Origin of the sequence: Microvirgula aerodenitrificans DSM 15089 (assembly GCF_000620105.1) — a bacterium.
Classification (GTDB): Bacteria; Pseudomonadota; Gammaproteobacteria; order Burkholderiales; family Aquaspirillaceae; genus Microvirgula; species Microvirgula aerodenitrificans.
The window spans coordinates 1-13,614 of record NZ_JHVK01000043.1 but is presented as its reverse complement, the minus strand read 5'-3'; the positions used below and the strand labels follow the sequence as shown (position 1 = coordinate 13,614).

Genomic DNA, 13,614 nt, shown 5'->3' with positions numbered 1-13,614 from the left:
AACAACTGGGTCGAGAACCAGATCCGGCCGTGGGCGGTCGGGCGGTCGAACTGGCTGTTCGCAGGCTCGCTGCGCGGCGGCCAACGAGCGGCCGCAATCATGAGCCTGATCCAGTCGGCCCGGCTGAACGGGCATGACCCGTATGCGTATTTGCGGGATGTGCTCACGCGCCTGCCGAGCTGGAAGCAGAGTCGGATAGCGGAACTGCTGCCGCATCGGTGGTCGGCCGAGGAATGATGGCGCGCGTCAACAGGGGTTCACCGGGCGCTTACTCTGAATCGGCCCTAATTTCTAGAGACTGCGCTGTCAGCTTTGTGCTCTACTGCAGCCGTTCAAGCGTGAGGGGCTGAACAGCTGTAATGGCCGAAAAGCTGCCCTGAAAGCCGGTGTCACTGCAATATAACTGGTTGTCGGCCGAGGCGGCCATACAGTCGAGAGGTCGTGATCAGTAACTTCATGACGTCCACCCGCCGTTGTCAAATGTCTACGAAAACAGGGGATGATTCATGGTGACAACTCGGTTCGTTGCAAACAACTCAGAATTGCTGATGGCAGAGGCTGCGGGGGAAATGGTATCTGACTTTATGTCTTGATATCCATTTCCCGCTCATTTGAATACCAAATCAAAATGAGCAAGCAATGCTTTCTTCCCTAAGCTTGTCAGCTGCAACGCGCGGCTATCTAACTGACGGACTACCCATCCCTGTCTTTCGAATGCAAGTAGGAGCATAGCTCCCAAGTGCCCACCAAGGTGTGGACGACGCTCACTCCAATCCAGGCAGGCACAGGCAAACTTGCGTTGTCCGGTTATCGGTGCAATAGACCAACCCAGACGTTTAAATGCCTGCTGACCATCATCACTGAGCGTGTAGTGCTCGCTATTTATCCATCCCCGACTACATAGCCGATCATGCAGTGCAACTGCAAGTTCCCCTGCCATGTGGTCATAGCAGGTTCGCGCAAAACGCAAGCGCTGCGGTGTATTGCTGCGTAAGGTGATCTGGTCGGGCACTGCCAGCCCCATCAGCTTTTCCAATGCCTCGGCTACCTGCAAATTGGCCAGCCGAAAATAGCGATGCCTCCCCTGTGGGACACAAGCGATCAGGCACTGATCCTGCAGTCTGGCCAGGTGACTGCTCGCGGTTGAGGCACTGACATCGGCAACCGTACTCAACTCGGTCGCGGTATAGGCGCAACCATCCATCAGCGCACACAGCATGCGTATCCGAGTTTTGTCACCGATGGCCGCGGCAACAGCAGCTAGCTGTGTTTCGAAATGCAATTCATCCATATTTCGATGGTAAGCGAAGCATGGCTTCTGAACCAGTCGTATGGTGGCGCGGCTTGTTCTCAAGGAGATTCACTTGCTTTCGCCTCCAATGCCGACTATGCCCGATGCCGTTTCTGCCGCAACGAAAGACGATCCACGTGCCGACTATCAGACACTATCGGCCCAAGGGCTATTTTTTGATCATTACCGGCGCTGCTGGGTAGCTGCATCCCGCGAAACGGCCCACGCTGTATTCCATGCCCCCGAACTCATGGTTCGCCCGCAGAGCGAACCGGTTCCCGCGACATTGGCAGGCACTGCCGCGGCGGATATTTTTGCCAAGCTGGTGCGCATGAATGATGGGCCGGTACACCTTGCATTGAAAGCCGCAGTACAAACAGCACTCGACAGCATAACCGATCAGGATGTACGGCAAGCCACGAAAGAGCTTGCCCATTGGTTTGCACTTCCCCTGCCTCTGGATGGCGCGTCTGTCACCCGGTTTAACTATGGGCTTCCCATACTGGTCTTGGCCAAACTGTTTGGCATTGATGGGTCGTATTGGTCTGGGCTGGTTGATGATGTCCTCGCGTTTACCCGTTGTGTGGCGCCGGGAGGTACTGGAGAAGAAATGTCGGCGGGGATGATGGCGGCAGAGCGGCTGACACACTGTACTCAGCAGCAATGGCAAATGCCAGGCCCCTTGTTGCAAAACCTGCTGCAGGCCATGGGAGCGCTGGACAAATCTGATGGCAGCCAGCCTTGGGCTGAAGCCAATGCAATTGGCCTATGGTTTCAGGCCTGTGAAGGAACTGCCGGACTGATGGGTCAAGGCTTGCTGGCAGGGCTACAACGCGGATGGCAAGGAAATGCTGCTGAATGGGTGGAGCATGTTCTGAACGATTTGCCGCCCATCCAGAATACACGCCGCTTTGTTGCTACAGATATCAACCTGTCAGGTTGTCCGCTGCATAGCGGCGATGAGGTGTTGCTGCTATTGGCTGGCCACGCTTCGTCCTCGGAGCAGAATCTTGCGTTTGGTGGAGGCGTGCATGCTTGCCCGGGGGCGCGATGGGCACGTGCCATTGCCATCACGGGCATCGAACACCTGCTGCAACAAGGGGTAAATGCACAGACCCTCTTGAACCGATCCTGGCGGCGTTCGCCAAATGCTCGCGTCCCCGAATTTCGTTAATGAGGAGTTATCAATGATTGCTGTCATTTTTGAAGTTGAACTGACTGCTGGTGCACAGCAGCGCTACCTGTCCTTGGCGGCAGAACTCAGACCACTGCTGCAAGAAGTTGACGGGTTCATCTCGATTGAACGCTTTGAAAGCCTCAGTCAGCCCGGCAAGCTACTGTCTTTATCGTTTTGGCGTGACGAGGCGGCAGTGCAACTCTGGCGGCAGTTAGAGCAACACCGCGACGCCCAGCAATTGGGCCGGACAAGTATCTTTGCAGATTACCGATTACGCGTGGCTGCCGTTGAACGGGACTATGGCTTGCTCGATAGGGGACAGGCACCCGTTGATAGTTTGATGTATCACAAGCCCTGAAATGCACCTGTCTGGAAGCTTGTGTAAAGCAGCCATTGACCGCCGTTCTATCGAATGGCAGCTTCGGCCGAGAAGCCGTCACCGCCGTAAGTAGTACCGGTAGGCTGCTTCTGGCCGTAAGCATTCATGCTACAACGTTGTCATGAATGGCTGCAATGGCCGAACAGCCGCCACAAGATGCCCCCCGTCGCGCCACAGTGCCCAGCAGAACTCAGTTCTCATTGTGCCAACATAGCCGGTACGCAATCAGCCACAGTCCTCTCGAGGAACGGAAGCAAAACTTTGTGAGAAGGAGCCCTTATCCAGCTATTGTGGGGTGGTAGTTAGTTTGTCACCGAGGATCTGACCATAGGAACGCAGGAAACCCAATAGTGGCGGGGAAATCTGTGCGGTGGTCCGAAAACAGCTATTGCACGAAAATGAGAATAAATGGCGCAACCTTGCACAGGTTTGCGCCATTTTTGTCATCAGAGTGCGGTGTCATTGGGCAATCCTGATCAAGGGGGCAGAAGGCCACGTCATTGGCTGCTCTGTGCATCGGTCGTATGGCTGCACGGTGCGGACAGCGTGGATGGGTGCAGGACTGCCCTGCAGGCTCAGCCACGGCTGCGTCAAGCAGGCGTTTTATCTCTGCCACAGCCTCTTGTTCTTCTTCTGACAGAGACATCAAGACAAGGTTGCAAACTGCACAGCATATCCGTATGGGCTGTGCCGGCCAATACGTGGCCCGGGCTCAGGCGGCGATAGCTCGCAGAAATTGCTCTATGTCCTCACGGCTGGCGTCCTTGCGGGCGCGCAGATACTTATACAGAACTGCGACGATGGCGGACTTGCGTGCGGGCTCCAACTGAACGCCTTTGGCCTGTAGCCATTCTTCTAGCGCTAGCACAGCGAGTTCGATCAGCCTTGTATCAGCCTCGGCCAACTCTACTTGGGGTGTTGGTTCTGCCTCTCCCAGCTCCCTCCTCACATACGCCGGCACGTCGTACAGCCTGCGCTTGCCATTTCGCCCGGCAGCGCTTTCCTCAATGTAGGGCCAGTGCTCGCGGTCTGCACGCCTGGAAATGCTCTCTCTCGCTTTGGGAAGGCACTTCAGTCCCATCGAGGCCAGTTCAGCGGCGCTATACCTGCGCAATTCATGCGTCACAGAAAAACCTCCAATCTGTGACTTTTTGCGTCACAGAACAAAAATCCACAAGCAAAGAAAAATACCCATTTTTATCAATGGGTTAAACCCAGTCTGACCAGCGCTTAAGTCAACATGATTCCGTGATGCTCAACTTCGCCCCTTGACGTCACAAAACATCACAATTACTGTGACGTTAGAGATGACTTACGGGATTAGCACCCGAACAAAAAACCGGCAGACGCCGGTTACCCAACAGGAGCCGAGCATGAGACCCGCTCAAGCAAACGGATGGCACAAGGAAGATATCAAGGCGGCCATCCGCAAGCGCGGCATCACGATGAACGAACTGGCACGAGAGCGCGGATTGCCACCTTCAACTGTCCGCAACGCGCTGGCCAGGCCCGTTTTCTCTGGAGAACTTGTCATAGCCAAGTTCCTTGGAGTGCCGCCACACGAACTATGGCCTGACCGCTGGACGCCGGATGGGCGCCGTATTCGGCCCCGCTATGCCGACAAGTATATGAGGCAGCCAGGCTAAGCGCCTCGCGTAGTTCTACGCGCTCAATTCTAACGCGAGGGTGTGCCCAGTACACCCCAAACCGAATGATCTGTGACGTGAGGTTCAAAAATGGCAAAACGCAGACGTATTGCCCCCCCATCTCCAGTTGATGGACAACTCAACCTGGACCTGTTTGCGATAGAGACCCCTACCGGCATCGTAGCGACACAGGGTGACAATGTGTGGGATGCGGGTATTCGCCAGTCACTAGTAGCGGTACTGGATGTCGCCTTCTCGCGTGGCCAGTCCCGTGAGCGGGTTGCAGACCGAATGTCAGATGTCCTTGGCCGGAGCGTGAATAAATCACATCTCGACCTGTGGACGGCCCCAAGTCAGTCCGACCGGCGTATTCCGGTCGATGCACTGATGGCGCTGATGACGGTTTGTGACGACTGCAGCCCGCTGGAATGGATGGCACATCACTTCGGCCGCAAGGTGCTTACCGCTGACGAAGCCTTGTGCGCGGACTTCGGTGCCATGGCTGTACTGGACCGCCATATCAGGGCAAAGCAGAAAGCCATCGAAGGCCAGATGGACGAGAAGCTGTTCGGTCAATTGATGCACAGAATGAAGCGGTCGCACAAATGATCGCCGCTATTAAAACATCCTACAGTGCGACCGAACTGGCTGCGATGCGGCTGCCCGGCCTTCCTTCCACTCGGGAGAATCTCCAGCGTCTGGCAGACAGAAATGGGTGGGCTCGTCGCGAGCGTAGTGGCCGGGGTGGTGGTTACGAATACGTCCCGCCATCTGATGTCATGACGGCAATCAAGATCCGGCTCGCTGAAGATTCTGCTCAAACACTGCCCGTTGCCAGTACTCAGTCACAACAGCTTCCTCTGATCGAGACCGAGGCTCAAGCGCTGACTGCTGATGCCCGCCGGGGCGTGCTTCAGTCGCTAGAGCTGATGATGAAACGGTCTGGCTATCCGATGAAAAAAGCGGCGACGGTTCTGTTGGATATGGCCCGAATCGGCACTGCCAATCCGCAATTGGTTGCCATGCTGAAAATGGCGCGTGACCAACGCGGTCGACCGAGCCGGGACGGCTTGCCATCGGTCCGCAGCATCCTCCGATTCGTCGAATACAACCGTGATGGCATGCTGGCGCCACGCCACCGTGAAGCCGATATGGTCGTGCCGGCCTGGGCGCCATTTTTTCTTGGTCACTACCAGCGACCAGAAAAGCCGACGGTCGAGCATGCGTACCGCTCATTCTTGCCCGATTGGCAACAGGCCCAACCCAGCGCCAGCGTGCCCAGCATCTGGCAGGTTCGCCGGTTCCTGAAAAAGTGCGGCAATGTGACCCGAGAGGTCGGTCGCCTCGGTGAGCGCGAGCTGAAAACCCTCCGGCCGTTCATTCGTCGTGGGTTCGAGCACCTGTTGCCAAGCGACATCTACAGTGCCGACGGCCACACATTTGATGCTGAGGTCCAGCATCCGCTGCATGGCCGGCCATTCCGCCCGGAAATCACCACCGTGGTCGACATCGCCACTCGCCGCGCCGTCGGCTGGTCTGTCGGCTTGGCCGAGTCCGCCCTGGCCGTACTGGACGCCCTGCGTGATGCCTGCCTGCGCGCGGGCATCCCTGCGGTGTTCTATGTCGATAACGGCTCGGGTTACAAGAACCAGATGATGCTGGATGCAGCCACCGGCCTGATGGCTCGGCTCGGTATCGAGATGGTGAATAGCCTGCCGTACAACAGCCAGGCACGCGGCGTCATTGAGCGGTTGCACCAGACCATCTGGGTACAAGCTGCCAAGAAGGTATCGGCCGGCTACATCGGTCACGACATGGACCGCGAAGCCAAGCTTGCCACCTTCAAACTATCGCGTCGGGCACTCAATCAAGCTGGCGCCGCGACTGCCATGCCTCTACTTAGTTGGCCGGATTTTGTCCGCCTGTGCGAGGAGCAGGTCGCTGCCTACAACGCGCGTCCCCATCGCAGCCTAGCGAAGATTGTCGATCCGGGGACCGGTCGCCGTCGTCACATGACGCCGGATGAAGCATGGGCCAAGCACCTCGCGGCTGGATTCGAGGCGCACCAGGTCACTGATGACGCAGCCCGGCCACTGTTCCGCCCACAGATGCTGCGCACGGTACGCCGAGGTGAGATCGAAATGCTGGGCAATCGCTACTTTTCGCGGTCTCTGGAGGAGTTTCACGGCGAGCAGTTACGTATCGGCTACGACATCCACGACCCGCAAACGGTGTGGGTCTATGACGCTGATGGCCGGTTCCTGTGTACGGCTGAGCTGGACGCGAACAAACGCGACTACATGCCGAAATCGCTGCTGCAGCGCGCCCGTGAGAAACGGGCAGCCGGTCGGGAACGTCGGCTGGAAGCCCGGCTGGATGAGGTCCGTGCCGAGCTGAATGGCACGCCAGCACTGGAACACGTCAACACCATCAGCATTCCCGGATTCATGAATCTGAACCGGGAGCAACTCGCACAGCGGGCACGGCGCCTGGATGCCACCGAGGTGGTTCCAGTGAACGACACCGTCGCTCATGAAATACCCCCCTCTGACATTCCCGACTGGTCAGTTCCTGAAACTCCTGCTGCGCGCTGGGCCGAATGGCAACGGCTGGAGGGGATGTCTATCGAGCAAATCAGCAGTGAACGGGCAAAAAAATGGCGGCACACCTATCAGGCGACCGCTGAGTTTCGGACCTACCAGCGCCAAAGCGCTTAACGACATCGCCGTTGCAGCGGCAATGCATCAAAACCTATGGGAGTAATCATGACGCAGCACCAATCTCCGGTCAATCGTGTAGCCAATATCTCGAACCTCGATCTGGTCGCAGTCGCGGCTGAAAAATTGCTATCGAGAGTCGATGGGCTGCCTGGCATCGGCGTGATGTATGGCGAGGCAGGCAGGGGAAAAACGGTCGCCTGCAGCGCACTTGCCAATCAAACGCGCGGTTACTACGTGCAGATGCGCAGCGCCTGGAGTCGTAAAACCTTGTTGGAGAAAATCCTGTTCGAGATGGGCATCAAACCCATCGGCACCATCCCGCAGCTGCTGGACCAGGTGTGCGAACAGATCGGAGCCAGTCGCCGGGCACTGATTATCGACGAATTCGATTTCTGCCTGCGTTCGGATGGGCTGATCGAATTGGTCCGTGACATTTATGAGGGTAGTCAGGGGACGCTGCTGCTGGTCGGAGAGGAAAGCATCCCGCAGAAGCTGCGCCGCTGGGAACGTTTTCACAGTCGGGTCATGGCCTGGATTCCTGCACTGCCGGTCAGTCTAGAGGATGCGCGAAAGCTGGCACCGATTTACTGCCCGAATGCCGAGATTGCCGACGACCTGATGGCCCATGTTGTTGAGCTGGCAGCCGGTTCCGTCCGACGTGTTGCGGTGAATCTGACTCTGATTCACGAAGAAGCCATGCTACTTGCTGAATCGAAAATGACGCTGGCGACGTGGGGCGAGCGGGATCTGTACACCGGCGATGCACCTCGCCGTCGGGGGGCGATTTGATGGCTGCCACCAATCGTACTCGTCGGCCAGCGGATCTGGAAATGATCGGCGGTAAAAGCCGCCGTCAGCGGATCTGGGAGGCGATCCGCCAGCGGCGCACCGACTTCACCCTGCTCGACATCGTTTGTGCAGCACATGTCGAGACCGAGACCGTCCGTACTTATCTGACGTGCCTGATCAACGGCGGCGTTGTCGTCCAGACAACGGTGCCATGCCACCCCCGGGAGCCTAAACGCTACCGCCTGACCCGCGACAACGGCGTCGAGGCACCTCGTCTGACCAAATCTGGCAAACCTGTCATTCAGGGGCTGGCGACAGAGCAGATGTGGCGGACGCTGCGAATGATGGGCGGCGATTTCAATGGAACCGAACTGGCCGGCTTCGCTTCAACGGCCAGCGTCACCGTCTCACCTGTTGCTGCCCGCGACTACCTGAACCACCTGGAACGAGCCGGTTATGTGGCCATCGTCAGTAAAGGGCATGGGCGCGGTACGGGCGGCGTGCAGACGCGCTATCAATTCCTCCCCGGCCGCTATACCGGCCCTCGCCCGCCGATGGTCCAGCGCACCAAATCTATATACGACCCGAACCTGAACCAGGTCGTCTGGCAGGAGGGCATCCCCGATGACGTCCTCTGAGCACTGGCTCGACCTGCTGCGTGCTGAGGCAGACCGAACCAGCATCGCAGCCACTGCGGCGCTGCTCGGCTACAGCCGCACCAGCATCAGCCTGGCGCTGGCCGGTCGCTATACGGCCCGGACCGACACCCTGGCGCGTGTTGTTGTCGAGCACCTGGATACACCGGTGGACTGCCCGTACCTCGGCGAAACGCTGGAATCCGATGTCTGCCGCAGCTATTGCACCGGCCCGGCCCCGTCTCACAACCCGCTAAAAATGGCCCACTGGCGCGCCTGCCAGCAGTGCCAAAACTGCTGCAAAACGGAGAAATGAAATGATCCCGAGTCGCCCGAACCGCGTTTTGAGCCCCACCGTCACATCCCAGCTCGGTCTGCAAAACCGGGTGCTGCGCCAGTTGCGCTCGCAGGGTGTGCAGATCCTCGCGACCGAGCTGCGGCCGGATCTGACCATTGTTGTTGATTCGGCGGCAGGGCCGGCGCTGCGACGGTCGGCCAGCTGCATCACCGCCCGCCGCAGCGCTGTCGGCGAGCTGATCAGCATCTGGATCGACGGCGTCCAGGTTGCGTGGCTGGAGGTGGCACATGCCCGAGCTGGATGAGGTCACCAAAGTCCAGCTGCGGCGTGAGGCAGAGGCACTCGTTGCGGAGCATGGGATGGATCTGCGGCAGGCCCGGCAGATCGTCTGGCATGACTACCTGGATGAGCTGCGCGCCGCCGAGCCGGCACCGACTGCCCCCGATCCGCCGCCTGTACTGGTGCCAGCGCCACCGCCGGCCAGCCCCGTGCGGCGCCAGTGGTACACGCCGCAGGCACCGGCACCAAAACCGCATTTCACCCCCGAGCGGCTGGAGTCGAGCCGACAGCACATCAAACGCATCAGACAACAGCTTTTAGAACTGAAACGGAACCGAGCATGAACACCGAAACCACCATCCCTACCGGATACAAGCAGGACGCCAAGGGCCGCCTGATTCCACTGGAAGCGATCAAGCCGATCGACTTGGCCCGCGATGAACTGGTCGACGACATTGTCGAGCGGGCTCGCGCTGTCAGCCAGACACTGGCCGCATTCAAGGCTGGCGTGTTCGCCGACATCGGTGCCTTTATCGAGCTGTCGGCCGAGCGCTACGACGCCCGCGTCGGCGGGGCCAAGGGCAATGTGTCGCTGGTCGGCTTCGACGGCCGCTACAAAGTTCAGCGTGCCATGCAGGACACGCTGACCTTCGACGAGGGACTGCAGGCAGCCAAGGTGCTGATCGACGAGTGCGTCCATGAATGGAGCGAGGGTGCACGCCCGGAAATTCAGGCACTCATCAACGATGCATTTCAGGTCGACCGCGCCGGCAACATCAGCACCGGGCGCATTCTCAGCCTGCGCCGGCTGGATATTCAGGACGAAAAATGGGCGCGCGCAATGCAGGCCCTGGGCGATTCGATTCGGGTGCAGTGCTCGAAATCGTACGTCCGCGTGTACGAGCGTGTCGGTGACAGTGACCAGTACCGCGCCATCCCTCTCGATATTGCGGGGGTGTGAGATGGCTACACCAAAGCCCCGCACAAGCAGAAGCCAGAAACCCGTTTGCCACCTGAGCATTGGTTTTACCGATCTGTTGATTGATGCAGATAAGGGATTGCAGGTGATCAAGCTTTTGAGCGAGTCCACGGGGTGCGATGTGTCCTACGGCCATGGATACAGCTACGTGATCACCGAACCCCCGAAATTGAGCATGGAAATGGTCAACGCCAATAGCGTGAGAAGACGTGATCCCGTCGACAAGCAGTTGGCCATTGGCAATGACCCAGATTGATCGAATTTTTCAACGTAGCACCAAGGAAAAACCATGACCAAGACCGAACTGATTGAACGCATCACTGAAGACCTGCGCATCCAGCATATGCGCACCACCAGCAAAGGTGAGCTGCTCGCATTTCTCGACTCGCTGGCGGCTGTTACCACTCGCGCGCTGCTGGCAAATGACTCGGTGCCGCTGCCGGGCATCGGCAAATTGTCGGCGAGCCAGCGCGCAGCCCGTAGCGGTCGCAATCCGGCCACTGGCGAGAGCATCAAGATCCCGGCCCGCCGCGTCCCGCATTTCTCGCCATCGAAAATGCTGAAAGGCGCCCTGTAAGCGAAACCGCCGCGTATGCGGCGGTCTGCCGGACGTGGTGGTCCGGTACTGATGAGCAGCCGAGGACAATATGGACAAGAAATCCGCAATCGAGAAGATAAAGAAATGCCTGGCACTATCCAAGAGCGCCAACGAGAACGAGGCCGCTGCCGCATTGCGCCAGGCGCGGGCATTGATGGAGAAATTCAATGTCAGCGATCTGGAAATGCTGGCATCTGATGTATCGGAATCCAGTGCCAAATCCGGTGCAAAGCGTACGCCGGCCACATGGGAGAACACGTTGGCGTGCGTCGTCGGTGATGCCTTCGGCTGCGAACTGATTTTTGCTACTGGCTGGGCTTCGGGCTGCTGGCGTTTTATCGGCTGTGGCGCGGCGCCGGACATTGCCCAATACGCATTTACCGTACTGTTGCGCCAAGTAAAAAAAGAGCGTGCCGCTTTTACTAAATTGGAATGCAAGCGCTTAAAACCTGCGAACAAAACCCGTCGTGCCGATCTGTTTTGCGATGCCTGGGTAAGTGCCGTCGCCCGCCAAGTCAGGGAGTTTGCCGGAATGCCGGCCCTGCGCGCGGCCATTGATGCATACATGGGGCAGCGTTACAGCAACTGCAAAGACCTGGAAGCGCGAGACCGTAACAACGGCCGTAATCTTCGTGACAAGGATTTTGATGCCCTTGATGCTGGCTCACGCTCCGGGCGTAACGCTCAGCTGAATCATGGCGTGAGCACTCAGCCGCTTGCGCTGCGCTAACCAGAACACGGTGTCGAGCCGACCACTGGCCGGCTCCGCAACGTGTTTTAACGGAGTGACAAATGACCCGCAATCCTGCCCTGGCAAAAATCCATATCGCAAAAAAAGAGCTGGCAATGGACGACGACACCTACCGTGCCGTGCTGCAGGCCGTCGCTGGCGTGTCGTCGGCCAGTGCGCTGACGCCGGCTGGTGTCAATGCGGTGCTGGCGCATCTGAAGCGCTGCGGCTGGAAGCCGAAAGCCTCAAAAAATGCGGAAAAGCGGCCGCAGGTTGCAGCTGAGCGCGCTGCACTTATCGGAAAAATCGAGGCGCTGCTGGCCGAGGCAGGTAGGCCATGGGGCTACGCCGACGCCATGGCGCAACGCATGTTCAGTGTCGATAAAACTGGCTGGCTGCAGCCGAATCAACTGGTCCGGCTCATTGCCGCGTTGACCTACGATGCAAAACGGCACGGGAGGCCGACCTCATGAAACTGAATGACGGTGTCCGGCACCTACTGCCGGAGATGGCGCAGTTGATTGCGGAGTTGATCGGGCTCCCTGCCGCACTGCGTCTGATCGAAGCCTGGGGAGGGACCACCTTCCCGGTCAGCAAGAACAAACGCCGGGGCGGCCAGATCCGCTTTGACGCGCTGGCCGAGGTGGTCGGCGTCGATGCTGCCGGCATCCTGACCCGTCACTTCGGCGGCGAGGTGCTGGCAATCCCGCGCTGTGCGACAGCATTGCGCGAGGTGCGTGACCGCACGCTACGCGCCGAGTTTGATGCTCTGACCCGCGACCTGCCGGCCATTCACGCGGTCAGCCAGTTGGCGCGGCGCTATCAGATGACAGAGCGCTGGGTATGGGTGGTGCTGAAACAGCCCGACCAGGTGAACGAGACACGGCAGTCGTCGTTGTTCTAGGATGTCGACATTAAACGAGAGGGATGGATCATGAGAACGATTTTTCTATCTGTAGCGGTGTCGGCGTTTCTTTTGGCGGGTTGCGGTGGAGCGGAGAAGGTCGCAAGCCTAGAGGCCGAGAATCAACAATTAGCAACAAAGCTAGCAGAATTTGAACCGCCAGCTCCAGACAAACAGGAACTTGCTTATAAAGTTGCGGCTATTTCAGCTGATGCTCCAATTTCTCCCAATGACCGCTCTGTCGAACACGCTCGCCGGCTTTTGAAAATAGTCTCCGAGCAATATCGGACTCCTGAGGCAAAAATCGCCGGAATGCTTGTCTACGCTGTCAATGAAGTAAAAAAAGCCGGCGGTCATACGCCAGCTCTAGATGTACTGGAGGGGGCGTCAATTTTTGGTGCGGTAGATGAACGACAGTGGGATAAATCAGCAAATGCATTTGCTGCATTTTGTGCAAACTATGTGATGCAACGAACCAATGTCGGGTCATCCCATGAAGTGGCAACACGGAGCCTAATTGCCTTACAGTCTGCTGCTATCAATCTAGGCTCACGTAAACTGCCAGGTTAAACCCCACTGAACCCCTTCACAGCGCCCCACACGGGGCGCTTTCTTATTCTGGCGGCACATCATTTCAGTGGATACCACCACTATGGCCAGCCGCCGAATCGAAGACCTTCATCCCGACCTGCAGCCGTTGTGCACCGCCTTTCTGCGCCAGTGCCATGCGGCCGGCATGGACCCGCTGATTACCTGCACGTACCGAGATGGCGCCGAGCAGGACGCGCTGTACGCGCAGGGCCGCACCCGGCCCGGTCCGCGCGTGACCAACGCCCGTGCCGGCCAGTCCGCACACAACTTCACCCTGGGTGGCAAGCCGGCCGCCCGTGCCTTCGACGTGGTGCCGCTGATCAACGGCAAGGCGATGTGGGATGCCGCGCATCCGCACTGGCAGCAGATGGGCCGCATCGGCGAGCAACTGGGCCTGAACTGGTATGGCAGGCCGACCGCCCGCTTCCGCGAGTTCCCGCACTTTGAACTGGCGAAGGGCGGGGCGTGATGCGCTGGTCCGAGCTGCTCACCCACGCCGACAGCGGCCGCCTGAGCCACACCAAACTGTGGGCGAACATCGCCAGCGCCTCGTCGACCGGCATGTTCATCTATCAGGGCATCCACGACACGCTGACGT

21 protein-coding genes and 1 other RNA gene are annotated in these 13,614 nt (G+C 58.6%); 20 read left to right on the top strand and 2 right to left on the bottom strand.

Translation table 11 applies throughout. The features are described 5' to 3' along the window. The coding region (locus tag Q352_RS0117680; protein WP_028500469.1) for a transposase domain-containing protein at positions 1-237 on the top strand (237 nt) is incomplete at its 5' end. A 370-nt stretch (positions 238-607) separates the two neighbouring features. Here Q352_RS0117680 and Q352_RS23055 read toward each other — a convergent pair. Next, the gene (locus Q352_RS23055) at positions 608-1,291 is read right to left on the bottom strand and encodes an ArsR/SmtB family transcription factor (RefSeq protein WP_084300356.1); all 684 of its coding nucleotides are present in this window, start codon (positions 1,289-1,291) and stop codon (positions 608-610) included. A gap of 73 nt (positions 1,292-1,364) precedes the next feature. Between Q352_RS23055 and Q352_RS23625 the strand changes: the two genes are divergently transcribed. Further along, positions 1,365-2,465: a cytochrome P450 family protein gene (locus tag Q352_RS23625; RefSeq protein ID WP_156952601.1), complete on the top strand. Its 1,101-nt coding sequence runs from the start codon at positions 1,365-1,367 to the stop codon at positions 2,463-2,465. A gap of 13 nt (positions 2,466-2,478) precedes the next feature. Continuing rightward, on the top strand, positions 2,479-2,826 hold the full coding sequence (locus Q352_RS0117670; protein WP_028500468.1) for an antibiotic biosynthesis monooxygenase family protein: 348 nt from the start codon (positions 2,479-2,481) through the stop codon (positions 2,824-2,826). 733 nt (positions 2,827-3,559) lie between these two features. Here Q352_RS0117670 and Q352_RS0117665 read toward each other — a convergent pair. Continuing rightward, the gene (locus Q352_RS0117665) at positions 3,560-3,973 is read right to left on the bottom strand and encodes a hypothetical protein (RefSeq protein WP_156952600.1); all 414 of its coding nucleotides are present in this window, start codon (positions 3,971-3,973) and stop codon (positions 3,560-3,562) included. Positions 3,974-4,220: 247 nt separating this feature from the next. Between Q352_RS0117665 and Q352_RS23050 the strand changes: the two genes are divergently transcribed. The 17 genes from Q352_RS23050 (at position 4,221) to Q352_RS0117585 (ending at position 13,485) form a co-directional block, all read left to right on the top strand. Then, positions 4,221-4,493 carry a helix-turn-helix domain-containing protein gene (locus Q352_RS23050; protein WP_036386947.1) on the top strand — a complete coding sequence of 91 codons (273 nt, stop codon included), beginning with the start codon at positions 4,221-4,223 and terminating at the stop codon, positions 4,491-4,493. A 90-nt stretch (positions 4,494-4,583) separates the two neighbouring features. Continuing rightward, entirely contained in the window at positions 4,584-5,102 is a 519-nt protein-coding gene (locus Q352_RS23620) for a hypothetical protein (RefSeq protein ID WP_156952599.1), read from the top strand. Further along, positions 5,099-7,210, top strand: a complete 2,112-nt coding sequence (locus Q352_RS0117650) for a Mu transposase C-terminal domain-containing protein (RefSeq protein ID WP_028500465.1) — start codon at positions 5,099-5,101, stop codon at positions 7,208-7,210. The genes Q352_RS23620 and Q352_RS0117650 overlap by 4 nt, the downstream gene beginning before the upstream one ends. A 48-nt stretch (positions 7,211-7,258) precedes the next feature. Further along, positions 7,259-8,002 carry an AAA family ATPase gene (locus Q352_RS0117645; RefSeq protein WP_036386945.1) on the top strand — a complete coding sequence of 248 codons (744 nt, stop codon included), beginning with the start codon at positions 7,259-7,261 and terminating at the stop codon, positions 8,000-8,002. Beyond that, positions 8,002-8,640 carry a hypothetical protein gene (locus Q352_RS0117640; RefSeq protein WP_028500463.1) on the top strand — a complete coding sequence of 213 codons (639 nt, stop codon included), beginning with the start codon at positions 8,002-8,004 and terminating at the stop codon, positions 8,638-8,640. Before Q352_RS0117645 ends, Q352_RS0117640 begins: the two co-directional genes overlap by 1 nt. Next, positions 8,627-8,953 (top strand): hypothetical protein, encoded by a 327-nt coding sequence (locus tag Q352_RS0117635; RefSeq protein ID WP_028500462.1) that lies wholly within the window; start codon positions 8,627-8,629, stop codon positions 8,951-8,953. The genes Q352_RS0117640 and Q352_RS0117635 overlap by 14 nt, the downstream gene beginning before the upstream one ends. Before the next feature lies 1 nt (position 8,954). After that, positions 8,955-9,239, top strand: coding sequence for a hypothetical protein (locus Q352_RS0117630; RefSeq protein ID WP_036386943.1), 285 nt, complete (start codon positions 8,955-8,957; stop codon positions 9,237-9,239). Next, a complete protein-coding gene (locus Q352_RS0117625; RefSeq protein WP_028500460.1) occupies positions 9,223-9,558 on the top strand; it encodes a hypothetical protein in 336 nt (111 codons plus the stop codon). The genes Q352_RS0117630 and Q352_RS0117625 overlap by 17 nt, the downstream gene beginning before the upstream one ends. Beyond that, positions 9,555-10,175 carry a DUF3164 family protein gene (locus Q352_RS0117620; protein WP_028500459.1) on the top strand — a complete coding sequence of 207 codons (621 nt, stop codon included), beginning with the start codon at positions 9,555-9,557 and terminating at the stop codon, positions 10,173-10,175. The genes Q352_RS0117625 and Q352_RS0117620 overlap by 4 nt, the downstream gene beginning before the upstream one ends. Position 10,176: 1 nt before the next feature. Next, complete coding sequence (locus Q352_RS21835) at positions 10,177-10,449, top strand: hypothetical protein (RefSeq protein WP_036386942.1); 273 nt, start codon at positions 10,177-10,179, stop codon at positions 10,447-10,449. Positions 10,450-10,482: 33 nt separating this feature from the next. Continuing rightward, positions 10,483-10,770, top strand: a complete 288-nt coding sequence (locus tag Q352_RS0117610) for an HU family DNA-binding protein (RefSeq protein ID WP_028500457.1) — start codon at positions 10,483-10,485, stop codon at positions 10,768-10,770. Continuing rightward, an RNA gene (locus Q352_RS23045) (hammerhead ribozyme type II) lies at positions 10,769-10,835 on the top strand. Before Q352_RS0117610 ends, Q352_RS23045 begins: the two co-directional genes overlap by 2 nt. A 5-nt stretch (positions 10,836-10,840) precedes the next feature. Beyond that, positions 10,841-11,521, top strand: coding sequence for a DUF7168 domain-containing protein (locus Q352_RS0117605; protein WP_028500456.1), 681 nt, complete (start codon positions 10,841-10,843; stop codon positions 11,519-11,521). A 62-nt stretch (positions 11,522-11,583) separates the two neighbouring features. Continuing rightward, positions 11,584-11,994 (top strand): gp16 family protein, encoded by a 411-nt coding sequence (locus Q352_RS0117600; protein ID WP_028500455.1) that lies wholly within the window; start codon positions 11,584-11,586, stop codon positions 11,992-11,994. Further along, positions 11,991-12,425: a Mor transcription activator family protein gene (locus Q352_RS0117595; protein WP_028500454.1), complete on the top strand. Its 435-nt coding sequence runs from the start codon at positions 11,991-11,993 to the stop codon at positions 12,423-12,425. Before Q352_RS0117600 ends, Q352_RS0117595 begins: the two co-directional genes overlap by 4 nt. Positions 12,426-12,455: 30 nt before the next feature. Continuing rightward, positions 12,456-12,995, top strand: coding sequence for a hypothetical protein (locus tag Q352_RS23615; RefSeq protein WP_156952598.1), 540 nt, complete (start codon positions 12,456-12,458; stop codon positions 12,993-12,995). Between the two features lie 82 nt (positions 12,996-13,077). Then, the gene (locus Q352_RS0117585) at positions 13,078-13,485 is read left to right on the top strand and encodes a M15 family metallopeptidase (RefSeq protein ID WP_028500453.1); all 408 of its coding nucleotides are present in this window, start codon (positions 13,078-13,080) and stop codon (positions 13,483-13,485) included. Positions 13,486-13,614 lie beyond the last annotated feature (129 nt).

Excerpts from the sequence above, each read along its gene's own strand:
- Q352_RS23055 (WP_084300356.1), bottom strand. The coding sequence starts at position 1,291 with ATGGATGAATTGCATTTCGAAACACAGCTAGCTGCTGTTGCCGCGGCC.
- Q352_RS0117670 (WP_028500468.1), top strand. The coding sequence starts at position 2,479 with ATGATTGCTGTCATTTTTGAAGTTGAACTGACTGCTGGTGCACAGCAG.
- Q352_RS23050 (WP_036386947.1), top strand. The coding sequence starts at position 4,221 with ATGAGACCCGCTCAAGCAAACGGATGGCACAAGGAAGATATCAAGGCG.
- Q352_RS23620 (WP_156952599.1), top strand. The coding sequence starts at position 4,584 with ATGGCAAAACGCAGACGTATTGCCCCCCCATCTCCAGTTGATGGACAA.
- Q352_RS0117650 (WP_028500465.1), top strand. The coding sequence starts at position 5,099 with ATGATCGCCGCTATTAAAACATCCTACAGTGCGACCGAACTGGCTGCG.
- Q352_RS0117645 (WP_036386945.1), top strand. The coding sequence starts at position 7,259 with ATGACGCAGCACCAATCTCCGGTCAATCGTGTAGCCAATATCTCGAAC.
- Q352_RS0117640 (WP_028500463.1), top strand. The coding sequence starts at position 8,002 with ATGGCTGCCACCAATCGTACTCGTCGGCCAGCGGATCTGGAAATGATC.
- Q352_RS0117635 (WP_028500462.1), top strand. The coding sequence starts at position 8,627 with ATGACGTCCTCTGAGCACTGGCTCGACCTGCTGCGTGCTGAGGCAGAC.
- Q352_RS0117630 (WP_036386943.1), top strand. The coding sequence starts at position 8,955 with ATGATCCCGAGTCGCCCGAACCGCGTTTTGAGCCCCACCGTCACATCC.
- Q352_RS0117625 (WP_028500460.1), top strand. The coding sequence starts at position 9,223 with ATGCCCGAGCTGGATGAGGTCACCAAAGTCCAGCTGCGGCGTGAGGCA.
- Q352_RS0117620 (WP_028500459.1), top strand. The coding sequence starts at position 9,555 with ATGAACACCGAAACCACCATCCCTACCGGATACAAGCAGGACGCCAAG.
- Q352_RS21835 (WP_036386942.1), top strand. The coding sequence starts at position 10,177 with ATGGCTACACCAAAGCCCCGCACAAGCAGAAGCCAGAAACCCGTTTGC.
- Q352_RS0117610 (WP_028500457.1), top strand. The coding sequence starts at position 10,483 with ATGACCAAGACCGAACTGATTGAACGCATCACTGAAGACCTGCGCATC.
- Q352_RS0117605 (WP_028500456.1), top strand. The coding sequence starts at position 10,841 with ATGGACAAGAAATCCGCAATCGAGAAGATAAAGAAATGCCTGGCACTA.
- Q352_RS0117600 (WP_028500455.1), top strand. The coding sequence starts at position 11,584 with ATGACCCGCAATCCTGCCCTGGCAAAAATCCATATCGCAAAAAAAGAG.
- Q352_RS0117595 (WP_028500454.1), top strand. The coding sequence starts at position 11,991 with ATGAAACTGAATGACGGTGTCCGGCACCTACTGCCGGAGATGGCGCAG.
- Q352_RS23615 (WP_156952598.1), top strand. The coding sequence starts at position 12,456 with ATGAGAACGATTTTTCTATCTGTAGCGGTGTCGGCGTTTCTTTTGGCG.
- Q352_RS0117585 (WP_028500453.1), top strand. The coding sequence starts at position 13,078 with ATGGCCAGCCGCCGAATCGAAGACCTTCATCCCGACCTGCAGCCGTTG.